Here is a 22,459-nt window from a genome sequence, read left to right on the forward strand (position 1 = left end):
GCCATGTCATCGACCGGCCCGCACGACTCGACCGGCGCACAAAACTCGACCGGCCCGCACGACTCGACCGGCCTGGAGCGGCAGTTCGTCTGGACGGTGATCCCGGCGGGCCGGGTGACGGCCGTCCCCGGGCAGTCCGAACCGATGGCGCTGCTGTCGGTGCTGCTGACACCGCGCCTGATCGGCCCGGCCGGAACGGCGCTCACCGTCACGGACTTCGGGCTGCAGGACTGGCCGAAGTGGCTCGCCGTCACGGGCTTCGACATCCGCCGCGCCGGACGGTCACTGCGGTCCGTGCGCATCCCGTACACCGCCCTCGACGGAAGCACCGTCCAGTTCCCGCCGGAGCGGCAACTCGCCGTCTGGCACGCCCTGATCACCGGCACGATGCCGGTGGAGCCGTACCGGCCGAGCGGCTTCGACGGGCGCGACACCACGGCCTTCCCGGCCGGCCAGGCCGGTACCGACGTCAAGGGCATCTACACCGCCACCGCCCAGGCCCACGCCGCACACCGAGGCGCGGCGCCGGAGAGCCACCCCGGGCTCCGGGCCGCGCTGCGCGCGATCGCCGACCAATGGCAGCCCGGCCTGCTGGCGCCCGTCGGAGCCCCGGCCGACGCCGCCCCGACCGACGCCGCCCCCACTGACGTCCCGACCGGTGCCACGCCGGCGCTCGCCCAGGCCTACGCCTTCTACCGGCGCGGCGCCCCCGGCACCACCGCGCCACCACGCCGGTTCGCCCCCGACGCCGCGCCCGTGCCCGAGTTCCACCAGACCGTCACCCACCTGGCCGACCACCCCGTCGTCCTGCGGGCACTCGGTCTGCTGCTCGACCTCGCCGTCCCGGCCTCCGCGCTCACCCCGGTGGACCAGGCTCACCCGGCGGAGCTCAGCGTGGTGCCGCTGTGGCCCGCCCCGGGCCCGCACCCGCTGCCCGGCTGGGGCGCGGCCACCCAGACCGACCTCTCCCCCGCCACCGCCTACACCCTGACCGGCACCCGCTTCGTGCCCTCCTCCGTCGACGGCCCGACCTCCACCGGGTTCAGCGACGGCCTGCTGCCGCTGACCGGCGCCCGTCTCGCACCCTCCGCGAACCCCCGCTTCGAGCTGCTGTCCTTCGACGTGGACGGTGCCGCCCTGCGGCTGGTCAGCACGGCCCGGTCGGACGCCTCGTCGGCCCCGCCCGACGGGAACTCCCCGGTCCCGGTCGGGGCGCTGCCCGCACTGCACTCGACGGGCTTCGCCCTGGTCGACCGGGCGCGGCAGGAGGAGCACGGCAAGCAGATCCGGCGGGCGCAGCAGCGCTCCACCCCGGCCGGTCTGATGGCCTCGGCCCTGCTCGCGGACTCCCTCCTCGGCGGCTACCGGATGGACGTGTTCGACGACAAGCACCAGACCTGGCACTCGCTGTGCCGACGCCGGGTGCACTACACCGTCGGCGGAGTGCCGCTGCTGCCGGACGGCCTGCTGGACGAGGGCTACCTGCGCCCCGGCGCGGTGGTCACCGGCTTCGGCGACGCCGACACGCTGTACCTGCACGAGATCGTGGCCCGCTGGGACGGCTGGAGCCAGGTGGCCCAGCGGCCCGAACGGGTCACCGGCACCGGGGACACCATGCCCACCCCGGTGGCCTCGGCCCTCGACACCACCGTGGAGTGCGACCCCGGCTCCCTGCCGCGGCTGCGGTTCGGCCGCACGTACCGGGTCCGGGTCCGGCTCGCCGACCTCGCCGGCGGCGGACCGCGCGTCGAGGAGGTCGGCCCCACCGAGGCCCGGTCGGACCCGATCACCTACTACCGCTTCGAGCCGCTGCCGCCCCCGGAACTGGCGCCCACCAGGGAGTGGGACGACGGCGACGGCCAGGACCGGATGGTCATCCGCAGCGACCGCGGCATCTCCGCCGCCGACTACGCGACCCTCCACGGCTACCGCCCCTACGACCTGCGGCACCTGCTCCCGGCGAAGTGCTCGTTCGCCCTGGCGATGCAGTACGACGGCGCCTTCGACGCCGCGCTGGGCCCTGCGGTGCCCGACGCCGTGGTGACCGGGCTCTTCGACATCGCCACCCGGGCCGACCGCGAGCTCACCGACATCCCGGGCGCGCGGACCGTCCCCGCCGGACCGGCCGTGCCGTCCCCGTACGTCATCGTGCCCGAGACCGACGCGGCACTGCCCTGGCTGGCCGACCGGAGCGGCGTCTGCGCCGCACTGAACGCCCGGCCCCGGCCGATCGACCCCCGCACCGGCCGGCCCGGGGAAATCGTCCCGCCCGACAAGGCAGTGATCGCCATCTGGCAGGGCGCCTGGCCCGACCTGCAGACCGCGTCCGTCCGGCTGGAGGCGGCCGCGAGCGGCTGCACGGTCAGCCGGACCGACCCGCGCCACGTCACGGTCGCGCTCGGCCCGGCCGAGCAGGTGACCTTCGACATCCCGTCCTGCCCCGGCTACGACGACGTCGCCCTGTTCGGCATCGCCCTCTGGCAGGGCGTCAACCCGTCGGTGCCGCACGACTCGGCCTTCCAGAACATCGTCGCCGGCCGGAACCGCCTGATCACCCCGCCGCGCACCGTCACCCTGGTGCACGCGGTGCAACGCCCCCTCAGGGACCCGGGCGGGAAGCTGACGGCCCAACGGGGGCCCGGCGACCGCGACACCGTCCTCGGCCGGGACAACCTCGCGATCGACATCCCGAGCACCGGGCGGATCGATTTGCACGCCGAGTGGACCGACCAGGACGACAACCCGCCCGCCGCACCCACCACCACCCGGCGGACGGCACACGTCGGCTCCTACGAGGTCCAGCACCTGGCGCTGTTGGAGGCGGTCCCGGAGATCCGCCAGGAGTTCGGCGACACCCGCCACCACCACGTGAGCTACACCGTGACGGCCGTGTCCCGCTTCGAGGACTGCTTCGCCCGCGTCCTCGCCTCCGACCCCGGCGCCTGCACCTCCACCGGGCAACTCGCCGACCTCGACGTGCCGAGCACCGTACGCCCGCCCGCCCCCCGACTGGTCCGCTGCGTCCCGTCGTTCGGCTGGACCAGGACCACCGACGGGCAGCGGTCGCTCACCCGGCTGCGCCACGGCGGCGGCCTCCGGGTCCTGCTCGACCGGCCCTGGTACGTCTCGGGCAACGACGAGGCCCTGGCCGTCCTCACCTTCCCGCCCGGGCCGGTGCTCCCCGACGCCCTGCGGTACGTCACGGTCGCCGGACGCGACCCGATCCGGGACACCGGGGCGCCGCCCGCCGTCCTCACCGCTGCCCAGGTCAACGCGGCGCAGCGGGCCCAGGTCACCCTCCCCGAGCTGCAGCGCCAACTGGACGCCGCCCTCTACCCGGTCGAGTTCGACGCCGAGGGCGACCGCTGGTTCGCCGACCTGGACCTGGCGCCGGTGGTCGCCTCCTCCTACTTCCCGTTCGTCCGGCTCGCCCTGGCCCGCTACCAGCCGTACACCCTCGCCCGCGTCCCCGACGTCTCGCCGGTGGTGCTGACCGAACCCGTCCAACTCGCCCCGCAGCGACGGCTGACGGTCACCCGGAGCGCGGGGCGGGCGAGCGTCGTCCTGGAGGGTCTCGGGCCGGGCGGGGCCGGGAACACCGTCCGGACCGAACTCCAGGTCCAGGACCCCGGGGTAACGGCGCCGGACGGCGTCACCGGCTGGTCCACCGTGCTGACGGCCTCCGCCGTGCTCGGACAGACCAACGTGATCAGCCTTCCGGACACCGGGCAGCGGGCCCAGCGCCTGGTGGTCCGGGAGTTCGAGCTCGAACCCGTGCCCACCGGCAGTGCCACCGGGCGGCCGGTCTTCCTCGACGTCGTGCCACTGGGAACGTGGTGACGGACGCCGCCGCACCTCCACCACGGGAGAAGCGATCATGGTAGACATCTTTCCCGACACCGGCCAGATCCGGCTGGCGCACCTCGCCTCCTCCGAGGTGTCCCCCTTCGTGGTGGACCAGGTCGCGACGGCCTGGGCCCTGCTGGTGGTGGCCATCGGACCGGACTGCGCACCCCTGGGCGCGCGGCCACCGCAGATCGAGATCCAGACGGGCACCAGACCGGCGGGACCCGGGCCGGTGCGACACGGGCCGCTCACCGACATCCCGCAGGCACCCGCCACCGCCTCGATCGTCGACGAGACCTTGGCGGCGGTCGGGACCGCCTCCTGGACCAGGGGCCCCTTCGACGTCTTCACCGTGACGATCCACATCACCAACCCGGACGACCGCCCCTGGGCCGTGCGGTTCACCAACACCGACCCGGTGGAACTCGGCTTCGTCTGGTCCACCGCGGCGAGCGCGGACAAGGCCCGACAGCCCCGGGTCGTCATGGACACCACCCCGCTCCGGACGACCGCGATCGTGGGCAAGGCCCAGCCGACGATCTCGATCCCGATCTCCAACATCGGCACCGGGCCGCTGACCATCAACTCCAAGGCCGACCAGGCCATGGGCGCGGGCTACCGGCTGCACACGGTCCCACCGAGTATCCCGCCCAACGGCTGCGACCACCTCGACATCACGGTCGACGCCGCGTCCGTCCCGCCCGCCACCGCCATGGTGACCGCCACCTTCGTCCTGGACTGCGACGATCCGGTCACCCGGGAGGTCACCCTGCAACTGTCCCGCGACGAGAAGGGCAAGGAGGACAAGGACCAGAAGGACGTCAACAAGGAGGACAAGGAGGACAAGGACGGCAAGGACAGGAAGGACCACAAGGACGGCAAGGACTCGGGCAAGGAGAGCCCCAGGGAGTTCCTCGACGCGGCCGCCGGAGCCAGCCCCCCGCCCGAGCACTTCATCCCCCCGACCCAGCGCCCCGACCTCGCCGACAGCGCCCTCCGGTACGAACCCCCCGAACCGGGGCGGACGGAAGGGTAGGCGCCGCATGTGGCTGGTGCTCTGCGACCCGGCCGACCAACCGGCACTGTGGGCGTACCAGGGGCTGCGCGAACGCGGCCTGGAACCGCTGGAACTGCTCTCCCCGCAGACCCTGCTCGGCTCCACGAGAACGGCCCACCGGGTCGACCGCCTCGGCGCGCGCTTCGAACTCACCCTGCCCGACGGCCGCGTCCTGGACAGCCGCGAGGTCGACGGCGTGCTCAACCGGGTGGCCTCCGCGCCCTTCGGGATCCTGCCGTTCAGCACGCACACCGATGCCGTGTACGCCGCGCAGGAGCTGAGCGCGCTCCTGCTCAGCCTGCTCACCTGCCTGGCCCCCGTCTCGGTCAACCGCCCCTGCGGCTACGGGCTGTGCGGGGCCTGGCGCTCGACCGCGGAGTGGACCGCGCTCGCGGCCGCCGCCGGGCTGCCGGTGCCGCCGGCCCGGATCTCCAGCGACCCGGACGCCCAACCGCCCACGGCCCCGCCCGGGCGCGGCGACGTCCTGGTGCTCGGCGAGCACGTCTTCGGCGTGCCCGCGGCCGAGGACGAGGAGCCGTACGTCCGGCTCGCCCGGCTCGCCGAGGCCGACCTCCTCGGCATCGACCTGCACCGCGACGACGGGAAGGACGACGACGTGACGGGCGACGACGGGGAGGGGGACGACGGGGAGGGCGACGGGCCACCGGCGGTCTTCGCGGGAGCGAGCCCGCTCCCCGACCTCCGCCCGGGCGGCGATCCCTTCCTCGACCGCCTGCTCAAGCACCTCACCGCGCTCTCGCCGGGTGCGCCGTGATCATCGTCTGCGGCATCGCCAGCGAGTCGCCGGTCGCCCGGGTCACCGCCGAACTCGACGCACTCGGCCTGCCGTTCGCCATGCTCCACCAACGGCGCTTCCAGGAGCAGCCGTTGGAGCTGGAGGCCACCGGCACCGCCGTCCGGGGGCGGATCCGGTACGACGGCGGATCCGTCGACTGCGCCGACGTCACCGGTGTCTACCTCCGGCTGATGGACTGGCGCAGGCTCCCCGAGGTCCGCGACGCGGGCGAGTCCACCGTGCGCGGCTGCGCGTCCTGGCACGCGGCCGTGAGCACCTGGCTGGAGCTCGCCCCGGGCTGCGTGATGAACCGGGAGAGCGCGATGGCGTCCAACATGTCCAAGCCCCACCAGGCCCAGTGGATCCAGCGGTCCGGGTTCCTGGTCCCGGAGACCCTGGTGACCAACGACCCGGACCTCGTCCAGGAGTTCAGGGAGCAGCACGGCGAACTGGTCTACAAGTCGATCAGCGGGGTGCGCTCGATCGTCCGGACCCTCGACCGGCAGGCCCTGGACCGGCTGCCGCTCATCCGCTACTGCCCGGTGCAGTTCCAGCGCCGCCTCACCGGCACCAACGTCCGGGTGCACACGGTCGGCGACGAGGTGTTCGCCACCCGGGTCGAGGCCGACCGGGTCGACTACCGCTACGCCCACAGCGACGGGGGCCACGCCGAACTCTCCGCCTGGCAGCCTCCCGACGACCTCGCCGAGCGCTGTCTGCGCCTCGCGGACCGGCTCGGGCTCGCCCTCGCCGGGATCGACCTGATGCTGGCCGACGACGGCGAGGTCTACTGCTTCGAGGTCAACCCCTGCCCGGCCTTCACCTACTACGAGTCCCACACCGGCCAGCCGATCGCCCGCGCCGTCGCCCGCGCACTCGCCCGGGGCTGACGAGCAGAGAGGACCCCCGGGGGCTCTACGACTCGGCGAGGCGGGCCGCCAGGGCGTCCAGGCCGAGCGAGCCCTGGGCGAGGACGGTGCCGTGCCAGGCCCGGAGGTCGAAGGCGGCGCCCTGGCGGCGGCGGGCCTCCTCGCGGCCCCGCAGCCAGACCCGTTCGCCCAGCTTGTAGCCGATGGCCTGGCCGGGCCAGCCCAGGTAGCGGTCGATCTCGCTGCTGCGGCGCGGGAGTTCGCTGCCGTGGTGGGCGGCCATGAACGCGGTGGCGAGTTCCGGGGTCCATCGCTCGCCGGGGTGGAAGCCGCTGTCGGCGGGGACGGCGAGTTCCAGGTGCATGCCCAGGTCCACGATCACGCGGATGATCCGGAGCATCTGCTTGTCCAGGTAGCCGAGCCGCCGGGCGGGGTCGGTGAGGAAGCCGAGTTCGTCCATCAGGCGCTCGGCGTACAGCGCCCAGCCCTCCTTGTCGGCGCTGACCGCGCCGAGGGTGATCTGGTAGCTGCTCAGCCGGTCGGCGGAGGCCGTCCAGCGGGCGGTCTGGAGGTGGTGGCCGGGGACGCCCTCGTGGTACCAGGTGCTGACGAGCTGCCAGGTCGGGAAGGACCGCCGGCCGAGGGTGGGCAGGTAGGTGCGGCCGGGGCGGCTGAAATCGAGGCTGGGGCCGGTGTAGTACGGCGCGCCCGAGCTGCCGGGCGGCGCGATCCTGGTCTCGACCCGGCGCAGCGGGCCGGAGATGTCGAAGTGGGTGCCGTCGAGGGCGTCGATCGCCTCGTCGACGACCTGCTGGAGCCAGGCGCGGACGTTCTCCTCGCCCTCGACGGCGTGGCCGTGCCGGTTGAGGTGGTCCATGGCGGCCCGGGGGCCGGCGCCGGGGAGGATGCGGTCCGCCTCGGTGCGCATCTCGGCGACCGTACGGTGGAACTCCTCCCAGGCCCAGGCGTACGCCTCGGCCGGGTCGAGGTCGGCGCCGTTGGCCCAGCGGGCGGAGCGCAGGTAGCGCTCGCGGCCGACGGCGTCCGGGGTGCCGTCGGCGGCGGGCAGGTAGGTGTCGTGCAGCCAGTCGCGGAAGGCCGCGGTGGCGGCGGTGGCGCGGTCGGCGGCGGCGTCCAGTTCGGGGCGCAGCCGGGCGGGGGCGGCCGCGGTGAAGCCGTTGAACCAGCTCCCGCCGCCGGAACGGCCGGACCAGGCGTCCAGTTGGGCGATGGTCGCGCGGGCCTGCCGGGGTGCGCTCAGCAGTCCCCGGGCGATGCCCTCGGTCAGGGTGGCGCGGTAGCCGTCCAGCGCTCCGGGGACCTTGCGCAGCCGGCCGGCGACGGCCGCCCAGTGCTCCTCGGTCTCGGTGGGCATCATGGTGAGGACGCCGCGCACCTTGTGCAGCGGGGAGTTGACGTTGCGCAGCTGGCGGAAGTGGTCCCCGGCCTCGTGCACGGCGAGCTCGGCGGTCAGCCGCTCCCGCAGCAGCCGGGCGCAGTCCTGGTCGGCGCGGTCCGCCGCCCCGTGGTCGGCACCGTCGAGCGCGGCCAGCGTCCGCCGCCCCAGTTCGGCGAGCGCCTCGAAGCCCTCCGGTGACAGGTCCGGCTGCCGGTCGTCCTCCGGGTGCAGGCCGAGTCTGGTCGAGGTCGCCGGGTCGAGTGCCGCGACCTGCGCGACGTACCGGTCGGCGATGCTGCGGGCGGACTCCGGCGTCTCGGGCATGCGCCCCATGCTGGCGCAGCGGCCGACCCGCCGTCCAGGGCGCCTCGGCTCCGGACGGCGGGTCGGCGGGTCGGCGGGGCTGCGGCTCTGCGGGGCTGCGGGGCTGCGGGGCTGCGGGGCTGCGGGCTCAGCCCTGGCAGAGGCCGCGGCTGTAGTCGAAGGTCGCGGCGGCCTGGGAGTACTGCCACTGCGGGGCCAGCAGCTGCTGGTCCAGCTGCGCGGCGGCGGTGCGGTTCTCCACGACGTAGCCGAAGTCCTGGAGCCAGGCCGGGTAGAGGTTCTTGGAGCCGATGAAGAAGGCGGAGCCGTCGACCGAGACCAGCTTGTGGTGCAGCGCGTACGGGTGGCCGTCGGCCCAGGTGGGGGCGGACGAGGCCCGGAACGGGGCGAGTTGGAGGTTGCGGCACATCGCGGTGCGGGCCTGCGCCGGGTCGCCGAGGCGGGCAGTGAGCCGGGCCGCGAGGGTGTCGCTGATCTCGTTCAGGGACTTGATCTGCGAGTAGCCGCCGCTGCCGACCGCGCCGCGGTTGCCGGGGTCGCTGACCACGATGCGGACCTTGACCCCGTCGGCGAGCTTGCCCGCGAGCAGGTCGAAGAGCCGGGCGTCGTAGCGGGGCATCGGCGGGCAGGTGCCGGTCATGTCCTGCTGGGAGATGTCGATCCGGCTGGCGGCACCGGCGACCAGGGCGCGCAGCGCGTTCTCCTCGGGGTTGACCGTCTCGTAGTCGCGGTCGTCGTTGGTGCGGTCGGGCAGGCCGATCGGGCCGCACTTGACGTCGTCCGGCCGGGCCGTCCGGTCCGGGCGGTAGGCGGAGGCGGGGTCGGCGTCGCGGATGCCGACACCCAGGCCGCCGATCGCGATCACCGGGACGCTGCCGGTCGCGGGCACCTGCCCGACCGCCGGGTTGCGGCGCTTCTCCAGGTCGGGGGTGCAGCTCGCGCCGTTCGTGGCGGCGAACCAGGCGGCCGAGAGCACCCCGGTGTTGCGGCAGGTCCAGTCCCACAGGGTGTCCAGGTACGCACCGGCGGAGGCGGCGGCCGGGCCGCTGAGCGCGAGGTCGACGTCGGTGACCGGGTGGGCGGTGTCGAGGTAGTCGCCCTTCCAGTTGTTGATGCCGCCGGTGATGACGCCCTGCCCGTCCACCACCAGCAGCTTGGAGTGGTTCCAGGAGAACGCGGTCTTCGCGGTGGTCATCGAGGCCACCTCGATGGTGACGTGGCCGGCGGCGCTGCCGAGCCGGGCGACCAGGTCGTCCCGGTACCTGGACGGCAGCGCGGTGATGTTGAGCAGCGGCGCGGCCCCGGCGAGGACCCGCACGTGCGGGGTGTTCCCGGCGGCCACCGAGGCCTTGAGGCCGTCGGCGATGGCGTCCTGGAACGCACCGTCCGGGAAGGGGGCGAGGGTTGATATGTCGACGGTCCGGGTGGCCCGCCCGATGGTCTCCCGCATCCGGTCGAGCAGCTGCTTCGTGCCGGTCCGCTCGGCGCAGGAGGCGTCGCCCCAGCAGCCCGGCGTCTGCAGCAGCCACCCGCCCGGGTTCCCGGCCGGCGCGTCGAGCCGGTTGCCCGCCGTCCGCTGCCAGACCGTTCCCTCCAGCCCGGGCGACACCTGACGCAGCGTCCGCTCCACCGCGTCCAGGTACGGAGTGGCCTCGGCGGGCACGGTCGACGCCGGTGCGGTCGATGCCGAGGCGGTCGGCGCCGGGGCAGGAGCCGAATCGGCGAAGGCGGGAGCAACGGGCAGCACACCGACGGCGGCGGCGAGGGCCAGCGCGGTACCGGCCGAACGGCGGCGGCCGGAGCGACGGGAATGAGGAGAGAGCACGTACGAGTCCTTCATGCGAGGCCGGGGACGTTCACCCGGACGACACCCTTAAATTACCCTAAAGTAACCAAATCCGCTGTCAGGGTCCCATCAATTCCGTCAACTCGACCGCACACCAACCGACTTCACGTCGCATCACCCTGATGACCACTCAGCTACCCGAAGGCAAAGAGGCCTCCGCACCGATCCGGTGCGGAGGCGGCGTTGTTGACCAGCGCGGCGGCGCTGCACCGTCGCCGGACGCAAAAAGGAGCCGGGGCCGACGCACCAAGTGCGCCGACCCCGGCTCCTACTGAGTAGCGGGGACAGGATTTGAACCTGCGACCTCTGGGTTATGAGCCCAGCGAGCTACCGAGCTGCTCCACCCCGCGTCGATGTCCCAACCATAGGCCACCCCCGGGCGAAAACGGAAATCGGTTTCCCGGCGGGCTCCTCGGCCTTCCCTTCCAGGCTCCCCGGCCCTCCCGTCTCCGGGGTTCGAGGGGCTCGTAGGAGCCCGAAGGGATTCGGTGCCCACAGCTGATCAGTCGTCGGTAGACGGGTGATCAACGCCGTCAGCAGATCCGCGGCAGCTGCTCGCCCATCGGCAGGTCCACGACCCGGGTGCCGCCGAAGCCGGTGCGGGCGACGACCATCCCCGGGTGGTCCTCGACGCACTCGCCGATCACCACCGCCTCCGCGCCCAGCGGGTGGGCCCGCATGGCGGCGAGCACGGCGTCCGCCTCGACGCGCGGGACGAAGGCCACCAGCTTGCCCTCGTTGGCGATGTACATCGGGTCCAGGCCCAGGACGGCGCAGGCGTTGGCCACCGGGTCCGGCACGGGGACGGCGCGTTCGCTCAGCACCACACCCACCCCGGCCGCCGCCGCGATCTCGTTGAGCGCCGCCGCCAGCCCGCCCCGGGTGGGGTCCCGGAGCACGTGCAGGTCACGGGTCGCCCCGAGCATGGCTTCGACCAGTCCGCCGAGCGCCGCGCAGTCGCTGCGCACCTCGACCCCGAATTCCAGCCCCTCCCGAACGCTCATGATCGCCACCCCGTGCAGCCCGATCGGCCCGCTGACGATCACCACGTCGCCCGGGCGGGCCCGCTGCGGCCGGATGTCGACCCCGGCCGGGACGAGCCCGATGCCGGCGGTGTTCAGGTAGACGCCGTCGCCGTGCCCGGCCTCGACCACCTTGGTGTCGCCGGTGACCACCTCGACCCCGGCGGTGCGGGCGGCGGCGCCGAGCGCCCGGGCCACCCGGTCCACCACGGCCAGCTCCACCCCCTCCTCCAGGATGAAGCCGCAGGACAGGTAGGCCGCCCGGGCCCCGCTCATGGCCAGGTCGTTGACGGTGCCGTTGACGGCGAGGTCGCCGATGCAGCCGCCGGGGAAGAACAGCGGCCGCACCACGTAGGAGTCGGTGGAGAAGGCCAGCCGGGCGCCGCCCAGGTCGAGCACCGCGGAGTCGCCGAGACCGGCCAGCGCCCGGCTGCCGTAGGCGGGCGCGAAGATGTTCTCCACCAGCTCGGCGGACATCGCCCCGCCGCCGCCGTGCCCCATCACCACCCGGGGGTGGTCGCGCAGCGGCAGCGGGCAGCTCCAGCCGGCGAAGTCCGGCGCACCGGCCGAGCCAGGCGCACCGGCGCCGTCGGCCTGTTCGGTGAGCAGTTCGGTGTCAGCCAACGGGGCTCGCCTCCTGGACGGGGCTCGGCGTGCTCGACCCGGTCGGCGTGCTCAGCCGCCGGTAGAGGTAGTACGCGGCGCAGGCCCCCTCGCTGGAGACCATCGTGGCGCCGAGCGGGGTGCGCGGGGTGCAGACGGTGCCGAAGGCCTCGCACTGGTGGGGCTTGAGCAGCCCCTGGAGCACCTCGCCGGCCCGGCACTGGGCGGGTTCGCTGGTCCGGATGCCCCCGACGTCGAAGCGGTGCTCGGCGTCGTGGTCCCGGTAGCGCGGGGAGAGCCTCCAGCCGCTCTGCGGGATGACCCCGATGCCGCGCCAGGCCCGGTCGGTCACCTCGAAGACGTCCTCCAGCATGGCGCGGGCGGCCGGGTTGCCCTCCGGGCGGACGGCCCGCGGGTAGGCGTTGTCGACGGCGTGCTCGCCGCGCTCCAACTGCCGTACGGTGCGCCGGATCCCCTCCAGGATGTCGAGCGGCTCGAAGCCGGTGACGACGATCGGGACGCGGTGGCGTTCGGCGAGCGCAGGGTACTCGGCGGTGCCCATCACGCTGCACACGTGCCCGGCGGCCAGGAAGGCCTGGACCCGGCAGTCCGGCGATTCCATGATCGCATCGATCGCCGGGGGCACCCGGACGTGCGAGACCAGCATGCTGAAATTGCCCAGGCGCTGCTTGCGGGCCAGGTGGACGGCCATCGCGTTCGGCGGGGCGGTGGTCTCGAAGCCGATGCCGAAGAAGACCACCTCCCGGTCCGGGTTCTCCCGGGCGATCCGCAGCGCGTCGAGCGGCGAGTACACCACCCGGACGTCACCGCCCTCGGCCCGGACCCGGAACAGGTCGCGGTCGGTGCCGGGCACCCGCAGCATGTCGCCGAAGGAGCAGAAGATGACCCCTGGGCGGGCGGCGATGGCGAGCGCCCGGTCGATCACCTCCAGCGGGGTGACGCACACCGGGCACCCCGGACCGTGGATCAACTCGACCTCCTCCGGGAGGAGTTGGTCGATGGCGTGCCGGATGATGCTGTGCGTCTGGCCGCCGCAGACCTCCATCAGCGCCCAGGGCCGGGTGACCGTCGCCCTGATGTCGGCGAGCAGCCCCTCGGCCAGCTCGGGGTTGCGGAACTCCTCCAGGTACTTCACCGCCCCGCCTCCTCGACCGCCGCGGGCTGCCCCGCCGCCTCCCATGGATCGCCGAACTCCTCCTGCAGCAGCCCGAGTTCCTCGAACAGCTCCAGGGTCCGCCGGGCCGACTCCTCGTCCAAGCGCTGCAACGCGAACCCCACGTGGACGATGGCGTACTCCCCCACCGCCAGGTCGGGCAGGTACTCCAGGCAGACGTCCTTGACCACCCCGCCGAAGTCCATCACCGCCATCCTGGTCCCGTCGCGTTCCTCGATCTCCGTCACCCTGCCGGGCACTGCCAGGCACATCCGCTGTCACTCCTCCCGGGCGGCCGACGACCGGCCGGCCACCATCAGCTGGCCGAGCGCCAGCCCTCCGTCGTTGGGCGGCACCCGGCGGTGCCGCAGCACGGTGAAGCCGTCCTCCCCGAGGCCGCTCGCGCAGGCCGAGGAGAGCAGCGCATTGGCGAAGACCCCGCCGCTCAGCGCCACCGTCGAAATCCCGTACTCCCGGCGGGCGTTCGCGCAGACCCGCCGGACGGCCCCGGCGACCGCGCCGTGGAAGCGGGCGGCGATCAGCCCGGTCGGCGCACCGGCCGCCAGGTCCGCCACCACCCCGGCCAGCACCGGCCCGGGTTCGACGGTCCAGCCGCCCGCGCGCTCCGCCAGCCCGAAGGCGTAGTAGCCCGCCGCCGGGCCGAACTCCACCGCGGCCGCCTCCAGTTCGATCGCCGCCTGGGCCTCGTACCCGGCCCGGTGGCAGACCCCGGCGAGCGAGGACACCGCGTCGAACAGCCGGCCCATGCTGGAGGTCGGCACGCAGTTCAACCCGCGCTCCAACTGCTGCTCCAGCAAGCGCAGTTCGTCTTCCGGGCAGGTCCGCACCGGCGGCAGCCCGGCCGCCCAGGGCAGCCCGGCGGCGCGCAGGTGGGCGAGCGCCGCCCGGTACGGGCGCTCGACCGCGGCATCGCCGCCCGGCAGCGGCACGTAGCCGAGGTGGGCGACGCGGCGGTACCCGTCGTAGTCGGCCAGCAGCAGCTCACCGCCCCAGATCGCGCCGTCCTCGCCGTAGCCGGTGCCGTCGAAAGCGACGCCGAGGACCGGCCGCCCGCCGTCCAGGCCGTGTTCGGCCAGGACGGCGGCGACGTGGGCGTGGTGGTGCTGCACCCGGCGCACCGGACGGCCGGCGGCGGTGCGCTCGGCGTGGTGCAGCGAGCGGTAGCCGGGGTGCCGGTCGGCGAGCAGCAGTTCGGGCCGCACCCCGCTGACCAGGCCGAGCTGGTCCACCGCCCGGTCGAAGGCGCGCAGGGTGGCCAGGTCGTCCATGTCGCCGATGTGGCCGGACAGCCAGGCGTAGCCGTCGCGGGCGAGCGCGAAGGTGTTCTTGAGGTCGCCGCCGACCGCCAGCACCGGCCGCACGGGCACCGGCAGCGGGAGCGGCAGCGGGGCGTACCCGCGCGAGCGGCGCAGCGGCAGCTGCTCGCCGTCCACCACCCGCACCACCGAGTCCTCGCAGGGCACGTGGATCGGCCGGTCGTGGGTGAGCCAGCCGTCGACCAGCGGGGCGAGCGCTTCGAGCGCGTGCCGGTCGTCGGTGACGATCGGCTCGCCGGAGAGGTTGGCGCTGGTCATCACCAGCAGGTCGGGCCCGGGCGCGGCGAGCAGCAGGTGGTGCAGCGGGGTGTACGGGAGCATCACCCCGAGGTCGGGGCTGCCCGGGGCGACGGCCGGGAGGTCCGCGGCGAAGCCCCCGGGGCGGCGCAGCAGGACGATGGGCCGGACGGCGCCGGTGAGCAGTTCCCGTTCGACCGGCCCGACCGGGACGAGCGCCTCCACGGTGGCGAGGTCGCGGGCCATCACGGCGAAGGGCTTGTCGCCGCGTCGCTTGCGCCGCCGCAGCAGGGCGACGGCCGCGGCGTCGCGCGCGTCGCAGGCCAGGTGGTAGCCGCCGATGCCCTTGACGGCGAGCACCGCCCCGTCGGCGAGCAGCCGCCGGGCCTGCGCCAGGGCATCCTCGCCGCCGAGCCCGCCGAGGCCGCCGAGCTCACCGGGTTCGGCGCGTCCGCGCAGCGTGAGAGCGAGCTGCGGCCCGCAGGCGTGGCAGGCCACGGGCTGGGCGTGGAAGCGGCGGTCGGCCGGGTCGGTGTACTCCCGGGCGCAGTCCGCGCACATCGGGAAGCCCGCCATGGTGGTGTTGGCCCGGTCGTAGGGCAGGCCGGTGACGATGGTGTGCCGGGGGCCGCAGTTGGTGCAGCTGATGAACGGGTGGCGGTGGCGCCGGTCGGCCGGGTCGGTGAGTTCGGCCAGGCAGTCGGCACAGACGGCGACGTCGGGCGGGATCAGGGTGGCCCGGGGCCCGTCGGTGCGGGAGGGGGTGATGGCGAACCCGGTGGCGCCGGTGGCGGCGAGCGGCGCGTGCTCGACGGAGGCGACCTGGGCGAGCGGCGGCGCATCGGCGGCCACCCGGCGGCAGAACGCGTCCAGCGCGGCCGGGCTGCCCTCGACCTCGGCGAGGACGCCCTCCCCGGTGTTGGTGACGCTGCCGGCCAGCCCGAGCTCCCCGGCCAGTGCGAAGACGAAGGGCCGGAAGCCGACGCCCTGCACCAGCCCCCGGACGGCGACCCGCCGCCGTTCACGGTCGAGCGCCGTCACGGCGTCCCCGGCACCGCGTGCGAGTGCTCCGCGTCCGAGTGCCCCGGCTGCCCGACGTGCGCGTGCCCCCCGTGCGCGTGACCGCCGTGCGCGTGCTCGCCCTGCCCGGCCGCCATCACCGGCCGGTGCGGCGCCGCGCCGTCCAGCACCGCGAGCGCCCGGTCCAGCAGCGCCCCCACGCCGTCCCCGGTCCGGGCCGAGGTGGGCACCACCTCCACCCCGGGGTTGACCCGCTGGACGTTCGCCAGGAACGCCGCCTCGTCGAACTCGGCCGCCGCCGCGAGGTCCGCCTTGGTCACCAGGACCAGGTTGGCCAGCCCGAACGCGGTCGGGTACTTGAGCGGCTTGTCCTCGCCCTCGGTGACCGAGGCGAGCACGACCCGCAGCGATTCGCCGAGGTCGTAGGAGGCCGGGCAGACCAGGTTGCCGACGTTCTCCACGAACAGCAGCCGGCAGTCCTGCGGCAGCCAGCCGTCCAGGTGCCCGGCGAGCATCCGCGCCTCCAGGTGGCAGAGCCCGTCGGTGAGCACCTGCTTCACCGGTGCGCCCGAACGGGCGAGCCGCAGCGCGTCGTTCTCGGTGGCGAGGTCGGCGGTGAGCGCGGCGACCGGGATCCCGCGCCGCCGGGCCAGCCCCAACTCGGCTTCCAGCAGGGCGGTCTTGCCGCTGCCGGGGCTGGAGAGCAGGTTGACAGCGACCGTCCTGCGGGCGGTCAGCGCGGCCCGCAGCTCGTGGGCGCTGTCGTCGTTGCGGGCGAGCACCGCCCGGCGGAGGTCGACCGTGTGGCCCGACTGGCACATCGGTTTCAGCCTTTCTGTTCGGCCGGGACGCCGGGGCCCGCGGCCCACTCGACGTCGAGGATCTGGAGCTCGCGCCCGGCGAGCAGCTCGACGCCCACGCCGGAGCGGCAGTCCGGGCACCCGAGGTCCGGCGGCATGCCGACGGCCCACTCGACGGCGCAGGGCGAGCAGCGGGCTCGTGCCGCGACGGACTCGGTGTCCAGCACCGCGCCCTCCACCAGCGTTCCGGCGCAGGCGAGTTCGAAGCAGAAGTCGAGGGCCTCCGGCACCACGCCCGCCAACTCGCCGACCCGCAGCCGGACCCGGGACACGCCGGGGGCCCGGTGTTCGCGCGCGGCCGTGTCCACCTGCTCGACGACGGCGGCGGCGATCGACATCTCGTGCATCGGTCCCTTCCCACGGCGGGCGGCAACGCGCCCCATTACAGGGGTCGGTGGCGGCCACGGCTCGAAGCCGCGCCGCCACCCGGTCCGGGGCTGCACCGTTCGCAGCAATCCGCGGCTCACATCCGCGAGATCCTCAGGTACCGCTTGAGGTCGGGCAGGCTCTGCCAGACCAGTGCGCCGATGCCCGCCAGCAGGGCGGCGCAGAACAGTTTCCTCAGCATGGTGTTGTCCTCCTCTCGGGCTCCGCACTCGACCGCTCGGGCCCCATACTCGACGCACCCGACACTCCCGACGCACTCGACGCCACCGGGCGCACCGCCTCCTCGACGGCCTCCAGCACCATCCGCACGGCCCCGTCCACGGCGGCGGCCACCGGCTCGCTCAGCCCGATGCCCTCCTCCAGCGAGGCCGGCTCGCACCCGACCACCAGCACCCGCCCGGGCGGCTCGGCCCCGGTGCCGGCCGCCAGCGTGGCCAGCAGGCCGAGCACGGCGTCCGGTCCCATCCGGTGGCCGTCCAGGGCGGGCACCTCCAGCGGCTCGGCGGCCGCCTCGATGAGGTAGAGGGTGCCGGGCGGGCCGCCCCGGCAGGTGGCGTCCACCAGCACGGCCGTCCGGTAGCCGTCGAGCAGCCGGTACGCGAGGTCGACGCCGCGCACCCCGACGTCGACCGCCTCGACGCCGTCCGGCAGCCCGACGCCGGCCAGCCGACGGACGGTCTCCACCCCGAAGCCATCGTCGCCGAGGAAGATGTTGCCGACCCCGGCGACCAGCACCGCGCCGCCGGTCACGACTCCTCCAGCGGGGTGACCTCGTCCGGCTGGAAGTAGCGGAAGCGCCCCTGGGCCCGCCACAGGTCGGCGCCCGGGTCGTCCTCGACCGTGACGGCGAGGTGCACCGAGCCGTCCACGTCGTGCAGAACGGCCTCGACGACGGCGGCGCGCCCGTCCAGGAAGAGGTCCTGGGCGTCAGTGCGCCGTCGCCCGGGCCGCAGCAGTACCCGGCTGCCCGCGCCGACCGCCCGGCCGTCGACCAGCACCTTGTCCCGCTCGGGGTCGACCTCCGGGTCACTGCCCGGATCCCACCAGGGCTGTTCGGAGTCCGCCCCGGAGCCGGTGATCTCGCGCAGGCCGCGGACGGCGCCGTGCAGCCGCTCCAGCACCTCGGGCGGCATGGACTCGGCGAGGTCGATCACCGCCCCGGCCCGGTCGTCGGTGCCCCGCGCCTCGCGCTTCTCCTCCTCGGTGAGCGCCGCCGTGCGCAGGGCCAGGATCTCGTCGATCTCGGTGGCGTCGTAGAGGGTGCCGAGGCTCTCCGGGGCGATCCGCGGGTGGTCCTCCAGGATGATCGGCGAGGACAGCATCACCTGGTACCCGCCGTCCGGGCCGGCCAGCACCGGCCAGGTGCGGTCGTTGCGGCAGCGTTCGACGGCCGGGCGGGCCCACTCGGGCGGGTCGGTGACCGAGACGAAGCGGCCGTGCTCCAGCCCGAGCAGCAGGTGGGCGGAGACCAGCGAGCGCGCCAGCGTCTCCTCACGCCCGGTCTTGCGGCGCGGTGTCCAGCCGGAGACGTTCTCCACCTCGGCGGTCAGCCGCTGCGCCCGGTACGGGCCGGGCAGTTCCTCGATCCGCAACCGGACCAGCCCGTCGACCTGTTCGCGCCGCCGTACCAGCCGGCCGACGGCGCTGCCGTGCTCGTGCACCAGCTCGGTGGAGCCGACGCCCGGCAGCCGGAAGTCGCGCTGCACCCCGGCGCCGGCCAACTCCTCGACGGGCACGAGCAGTTCGATCCGCTCCTCAGCGCCCTCGTCCCATTCGACCAGCACCCGGTCGGCCAGCTCCAGCCGTTCCACCGGCTCGAACCCGCCGCCGGCGGTGGCCCGTTCGACGGTGCGCCGCTGGACCCGCAGGAAGCGCAGCTCGACCGCGAGCCGGTCGCCCTGCCGCGCCTCCATGACGCACTCGGTGCGCTGGTGCGAGTGCTCGCCGCCCTGCCGGGTGTACTCGGGCGGCACCAGCACGCCGAACTGCCAGCGCAGTTGGTTCTTGGCGGCCGACGCGCGGTACGGGTAGAGCACGTAGCCCTCCAGCAGCACCGCGTCGGCGATCTGCCGGGCGGCCGCGAAGCCGCGCTCGATCCCCTCGGGGAGCTCGACCGTGAGCCCGCTCACCGGACCCCCTCCCTGACGGCCGCGGTGGCGAGCAGGTCGCGCACCGTCGCCTCCCAGGAGGGCAGCGCCCGCCGGGAGCGGTGCGCCAGCAGCGCGTCCATCAGGTCCTCCGGCAGCCGCAGCCAGCCGCAGCCGGGGAAGTGCTGGTCGACGGCCTCGCGCCAGACCCGGACCGGCATCCGCACCCGGGCCTCCTGGTTCCAGGGCACCGGGGTGACCTGGAACCCGCCGGGCCCGGCGAAGGCGGTGCCGGAGAAGAGCAGCAGCAGCGGCACCTCGCCGCCCTCCAGGGCCCGGAAGTACCGGGCGCAGGCCACCTCCAGGTCGTAGCTGCACGGCACCACGAGGTCGGCCTCGGTCTCGCCGGTGAAGCCGGGCACCAGCAGCGGCACGGTGGCGAACTGGATCGGGTTGAGCGTGCTCCCCCAGCGCTCCCGCTCCCCGAACAGGTCACCCAGCCGTTCCCCCTCGGCCTCGCCGTACGGCCGGCGGGCGGGTTCGATCCGCAGCTGGCACTGGAGGGCGAGGGCGTGCACCCGGGTGTCGGCGGGCCCGGTGATCCGCAGCCGGAACACCAGGGTGGGCCCGGCCGCGTACGGGTCGGAGCGCACCCCGGTGCAGGCGAAGCCGAGCGTCGTCATGCCGTCACCGCCGCGGGGAGCGGGCGGGCCCGGAGGGCCAACCGGCCGAAAAAGGCGTCGAGTTCGGCCCGGGCCTCGGCGCCGCCGTCGAAGCCGTGCCAGCACCGGCGGAGCCGGCCGACCAGCTCGTAGCAGACGTCGATCGGCACCAGGTAGCAGGCGACCCGGCCCTCGGTGCGGCGCAGCAGCAGCGCCTCCACCTCCGGTTCCAGGGCGGCGGCCAGTCGGCTGGTGCCGAGGGCGCGCTGCCAGGCCTCCTCGTCCACCTCGCTCTCGGTGGCGCCGGCCGGGCCGGGGTAGAAGGCGAGCAGCCGGTCCAGCACGGCGTTGCGGAACAGGAAGACGGTGCCGACCGGGACGCCGAGCACCGACCAGACCCGCTCGTCCGGCGCGCCGTCCGGGTCGACCAGGAAGCGGTCGGGCACCGTACGGTAGCGGCCGCCGGCCGCACCCTCCTGCTGGAACAGCAGGCCGCAGGCGGTGCAGGTGCAGGCCAGGGCGCGTTCCTCGACGTCCACCAGGTGGCGGTGGCCGGGCGGCAGGTCGCGGCCGCAGAGGCCGCACTGCTCGGGCCGCGGGGGTGCCGGCTCGCGCAGCCGGCGCAGCAGGGCGGTCCCGTCCCGGGAGACCCTCCGGGTGTTCATCGCGCCTCCGCGGGCTGGGGCGGACGGGTGCCGATCTGGAGCAGCTGCGGGGCGCGCTCCAGTTCCAGGGCCGTCACCTCGGGGGCGTGGCAGGCGAGGGCAGCCTCCACCTCCGGCTCGCCGCAGCCGCAGCCGGAGGCGGTCCGGCGCAGCCGCAGGGCGCCGGTCTCCGGGGTGAAGCCGAGCACCTCGATCCGCTCGGGCAGGTTGGCGAGCGCCCGGTCGATCCGGGCGGTGACGTCCTCGGGGTGGAGGTCGTGCAGGAGCAGCAGTCCGGCCACCGCCGGGTCGTCCAGCATCCGTTCCAGGGCGGGCGGGGGCAGCGCGGGGACCAACCGGGCCAGGCCCTCGCCGTAGAACTCCATGAGCTCGCGGACGAGTTGCTCGCCGGCCTGCTCGGCGCCGCTGCCGGCCAGGGCGTCCAGGGCCTGCTGGATCCGCTGCCCGGTCTGCTCGGCCGTCATGCGGTGAGCCCGCTCAGGCCGGTGGGCACGTGCATGGTCTTGAGGGTGCGGCCGTTGCCGACGTACATGTGCACGCCGCAGGGCAGACAGGGATCGAAGCTGCGCACGGCGCGCATGATGTCGATGCCCTTGAAGTTCTCCGGGGAGTTCTCCTCGAAGATCGGCGTGTTCTGCACCGCGTCCTCGTACGGGCCGGGGGTGCCGTAGCTGTCGCGCACGCTGGCGTTCCACGGGGTGGGCGGGTACGGGTGGTAGTTGGCGATCTTGCCGTCACGGATCACCATGTGGTGCGAGAGCACCCCGCGCACGGCCTCGGTGAAGCCGCAGCCGATCGACTCGTCCGGCACCTCGAAGCGCTCCCAGGTCTGGCTGCGCCCGGCGCGGACCTCGTCGAGCGCCTTCTCGGCGAAGTGCAGGGCGGCGGCGGCCGCGTAGGCCTGGAAGTAGGTGCGGGCGCGGTTGCGCTCGATGGCGTTGCTCCACTGCGGGATCTTCCACTCGAAGGTGACCTCGGGCTTGGTCATCGAGCGGGGCAGGTTGATCTTCACGCTGTGGCCGGTGGCCTTGATGTAGCCGATGTCGACCAGGCCGGACAGCGCGGTGGACCACAGCCGGGCGATCGGGCCGCCGCCGGTGTCGAGGGCGAGGTGCTCCTTGCCGTCGAACCAGCGCGGGGACATCACCCAGCTGTACTTGTCGTCGAAGTTGCGCTTCTGCGGCTGCGGGATGGTGTGCTGGTTCCACGGGTGCCGGGGGTCGACGGGGTTGCCCAGCGGGTCGTGGGTGACGAACAGTTCCTTGCCCTGCCAGTCCTCGTAGTAGGAGCTGCCGAGCAGGATCCGGATGCCGAGGTTGATCTCGGTGAGGTCGTTGGTGACGAGCTTGCCGTCGACCACGACGCCGGGGGTGACGAACATCCGCCGCCCCCAGTCCGTCATGTTCCGGTACGTGAAGTCGCAGTGGTCCGGGTCGTTGAGGCTGCCCCAGCAGCCGAGCAGGACGCGGCGCCGACCGACCTCCTCGTAGCCGGGCAGGGCCTGGTAGAAGAAGTCGAAGAGGTCGTCGTGCAGCGGCACGACCTTCTTCATGAACTCGACGTAGCGCATCAGCCGGGTCAGGTAGTCGGTGAACAGCTGCACGGTGGCGACGGTGCCGACGCCGCCCGGGTAGAGCGTGGAGGGGTGCACGTGGCGGCCCTCCATCAGGCAGAACATCTCCCGGGTGTAGCGGCTGACCTGGAGCGCCTCGCGGTAGAACTCGCCCTCGATCGGGTTGAGCGAGCGCATGATGTCGGCGATGGTCTTGTAGCCGTGGTCGCCGGCGTGCGGGGCCTCGGTGCGTTCGGCCAGTTCCAGGACGCCGGGGTTGGTCTCGCGGACCATCTTCTCGCAGTAGTCGACCCCGACCAGGTTCTCCTGGAAGATGTTGTGGTCGAACATGTACTCGGCCGCCTCGCCGAGGTTGATGATCCACTCCCCCAGGTGCGGGGGCTTCACGCCGTACGCCATGTTCTGGGCGTAGACCGAGCAGGTGGCGTGGTTGTCGCCGCAGATCCCGCAGATCCGGCTGGTGATGAAGTGGGCGTCCCGCGGGTCCTTGCCGCGCATGAAGACGCTGTAGCCGCGGAAGACCGACGAGGTGCTGTAGCACTCCGCGACCCGCTTCTGCTTGAAGTCGATCTTCGTGTGGATGCCCAGGCTGCCCACGATCCGGGTGATCGGGTCCCACGACATCTCGGTCAGGCCGCTGCCGTCGCCGGCCGCCCTGGTCATCGGTGTTGCCATCGTCTCTGGGTGTCCTTGTC

19 protein-coding genes and 1 tRNA gene are annotated in these 22,459 nt (G+C 74.0%); 4 read left to right on the forward strand and 16 right to left on the reverse strand.

Annotated features, from left to right (window positions below):
* The first annotated feature begins 3 nt into the window (after positions 1-3).
* From ACZ4W5_RS19690 to ACZ4W5_RS19705, 4 genes are read left to right on the forward strand one after another with little or no spacing between them, the layout of a single operon-like run.
* Positions 4-3,840: a hypothetical protein gene (locus ACZ4W5_RS19690; protein ID WP_465655816.1), complete on the forward strand. Its 3,837-nt coding sequence runs from the start codon at positions 4-6 to the stop codon at positions 3,838-3,840.
* 37 nt (positions 3,841-3,877) lie between these two features.
* A complete protein-coding gene (locus ACZ4W5_RS19695; RefSeq protein WP_465655818.1) occupies positions 3,878-4,882 on the forward strand; it encodes a hypothetical protein in 1,005 nt (334 codons plus the stop codon).
* A gap of 7 nt (positions 4,883-4,889) precedes the next feature.
* Positions 4,890-5,678, forward strand: coding sequence for a hypothetical protein (locus tag ACZ4W5_RS19700; RefSeq protein ID WP_465655819.1), 789 nt, complete (start codon positions 4,890-4,892; stop codon positions 5,676-5,678).
* Complete coding sequence (locus tag ACZ4W5_RS19705; RefSeq protein ID WP_465655820.1) at positions 5,675-6,589, forward strand: ATP-grasp domain-containing protein; 915 nt, start codon at positions 5,675-5,677, stop codon at positions 6,587-6,589. The genes ACZ4W5_RS19700 and ACZ4W5_RS19705 overlap by 4 nt, the downstream gene beginning before the upstream one ends.
* 25 nt (positions 6,590-6,614) lie before the next feature.
* Here the strand turns inward: ACZ4W5_RS19705 and ACZ4W5_RS19710 are convergent, their stop codons facing one another.
* The 16 genes from ACZ4W5_RS19710 to ACZ4W5_RS19785 all read right to left on the reverse strand — a co-directional run bounded on the left by ACZ4W5_RS19710 (position 6,615) and on the right by ACZ4W5_RS19785 (position 22,439).
* Entirely contained in the window at positions 6,615-8,291 is a 1,677-nt protein-coding gene (locus ACZ4W5_RS19710; RefSeq protein ID WP_465655822.1) for a DUF885 domain-containing protein, read from the reverse strand.
* 127 nt (positions 8,292-8,418) lie between these two features.
* Positions 8,419-10,116, reverse strand: coding sequence for a phospholipase D-like domain-containing protein (locus ACZ4W5_RS19715; protein WP_465655824.1), 1,698 nt, complete (start codon positions 10,114-10,116; stop codon positions 8,419-8,421).
* Positions 10,117-10,413: 297 nt separating this feature from the next.
* Positions 10,414-10,487 (reverse strand) — tRNA-Met (locus ACZ4W5_RS19720).
* 183 nt (positions 10,488-10,670) lie between these two features.
* On the reverse strand, positions 10,671-11,768 hold the full coding sequence (gene hypE, locus ACZ4W5_RS19725; protein ID WP_402487840.1) for a hydrogenase expression/formation protein HypE: 1,098 nt from the start codon (positions 11,766-11,768) through the stop codon (positions 10,671-10,673).
* A 7-nt stretch (positions 11,769-11,775) separates the two neighbouring features.
* A complete protein-coding gene (hypD, locus tag ACZ4W5_RS19730) occupies positions 11,776-12,918 on the reverse strand; it encodes a hydrogenase formation protein HypD (RefSeq protein WP_360236824.1) in 1,143 nt (380 codons plus the stop codon).
* On the reverse strand, positions 12,915-13,208 hold the full coding sequence (locus ACZ4W5_RS19735; RefSeq protein ID WP_360236827.1) for a HypC/HybG/HupF family hydrogenase formation chaperone: 294 nt from the start codon (positions 13,206-13,208) through the stop codon (positions 12,915-12,917). Before ACZ4W5_RS19735 ends, hypD begins: the two co-directional genes overlap by 4 nt.
* Positions 13,209-13,214: 6 nt before the next feature.
* A complete protein-coding gene (gene hypF, locus ACZ4W5_RS19740; protein ID WP_465655827.1) occupies positions 13,215-15,551 on the reverse strand; it encodes a carbamoyltransferase HypF in 2,337 nt (778 codons plus the stop codon).
* Positions 15,548-16,351 (reverse strand): hydrogenase nickel incorporation protein HypB, encoded by an 804-nt coding sequence (hypB, locus tag ACZ4W5_RS19745; protein WP_360236833.1) that lies wholly within the window; start codon positions 16,349-16,351, stop codon positions 15,548-15,550. The genes hypF and hypB overlap by 4 nt, the downstream gene beginning before the upstream one ends.
* A gap of 5 nt (positions 16,352-16,356) precedes the next feature.
* Positions 16,357-16,737 (reverse strand): hydrogenase maturation nickel metallochaperone HypA, encoded by a 381-nt coding sequence (hypA, locus tag ACZ4W5_RS19750; protein ID WP_360236836.1) that lies wholly within the window; start codon positions 16,735-16,737, stop codon positions 16,357-16,359.
* 116 nt (positions 16,738-16,853) lie between these two features.
* Complete coding sequence (locus ACZ4W5_RS19755; protein ID WP_380397724.1) at positions 16,854-16,958, reverse strand: DUF6893 family small protein; 105 nt, start codon at positions 16,956-16,958, stop codon at positions 16,854-16,856.
* A complete protein-coding gene (locus ACZ4W5_RS19760; protein WP_360236839.1) occupies positions 16,952-17,527 on the reverse strand; it encodes a hydrogenase maturation protease in 576 nt (191 codons plus the stop codon). Before ACZ4W5_RS19760 ends, ACZ4W5_RS19755 begins: the two co-directional genes overlap by 7 nt.
* Positions 17,524-18,906 carry a hypothetical protein gene (locus tag ACZ4W5_RS19765; RefSeq protein WP_465655830.1) on the reverse strand — a complete coding sequence of 461 codons (1,383 nt, stop codon included), beginning with the start codon at positions 18,904-18,906 and terminating at the stop codon, positions 17,524-17,526. The genes ACZ4W5_RS19760 and ACZ4W5_RS19765 overlap by 4 nt, the downstream gene beginning before the upstream one ends.
* The gene (locus ACZ4W5_RS19770; protein ID WP_465655832.1) at positions 18,903-19,547 is read right to left on the reverse strand and encodes a DUF6084 family protein; all 645 of its coding nucleotides are present in this window, start codon (positions 19,545-19,547) and stop codon (positions 18,903-18,905) included. Before ACZ4W5_RS19770 ends, ACZ4W5_RS19765 begins: the two co-directional genes overlap by 4 nt.
* Entirely contained in the window at positions 19,544-20,191 is a 648-nt protein-coding gene (locus tag ACZ4W5_RS19775) for a DUF5947 family protein (protein ID WP_402487787.1), read from the reverse strand. Before ACZ4W5_RS19775 ends, ACZ4W5_RS19770 begins: the two co-directional genes overlap by 4 nt.
* Entirely contained in the window at positions 20,188-20,655 is a 468-nt protein-coding gene (locus ACZ4W5_RS19780) for a thioredoxin (protein ID WP_360236851.1), read from the reverse strand. Before ACZ4W5_RS19780 ends, ACZ4W5_RS19775 begins: the two co-directional genes overlap by 4 nt.
* Complete coding sequence (locus tag ACZ4W5_RS19785; RefSeq protein ID WP_360236854.1) at positions 20,652-22,439, reverse strand: nickel-dependent hydrogenase large subunit; 1,788 nt, start codon at positions 22,437-22,439, stop codon at positions 20,652-20,654. Before ACZ4W5_RS19785 ends, ACZ4W5_RS19780 begins: the two co-directional genes overlap by 4 nt.
* Positions 22,440-22,459 lie beyond the last annotated feature (20 nt).

It is taken from the genome of Kitasatospora sp. NPDC029367 (assembly GCF_055569135.1).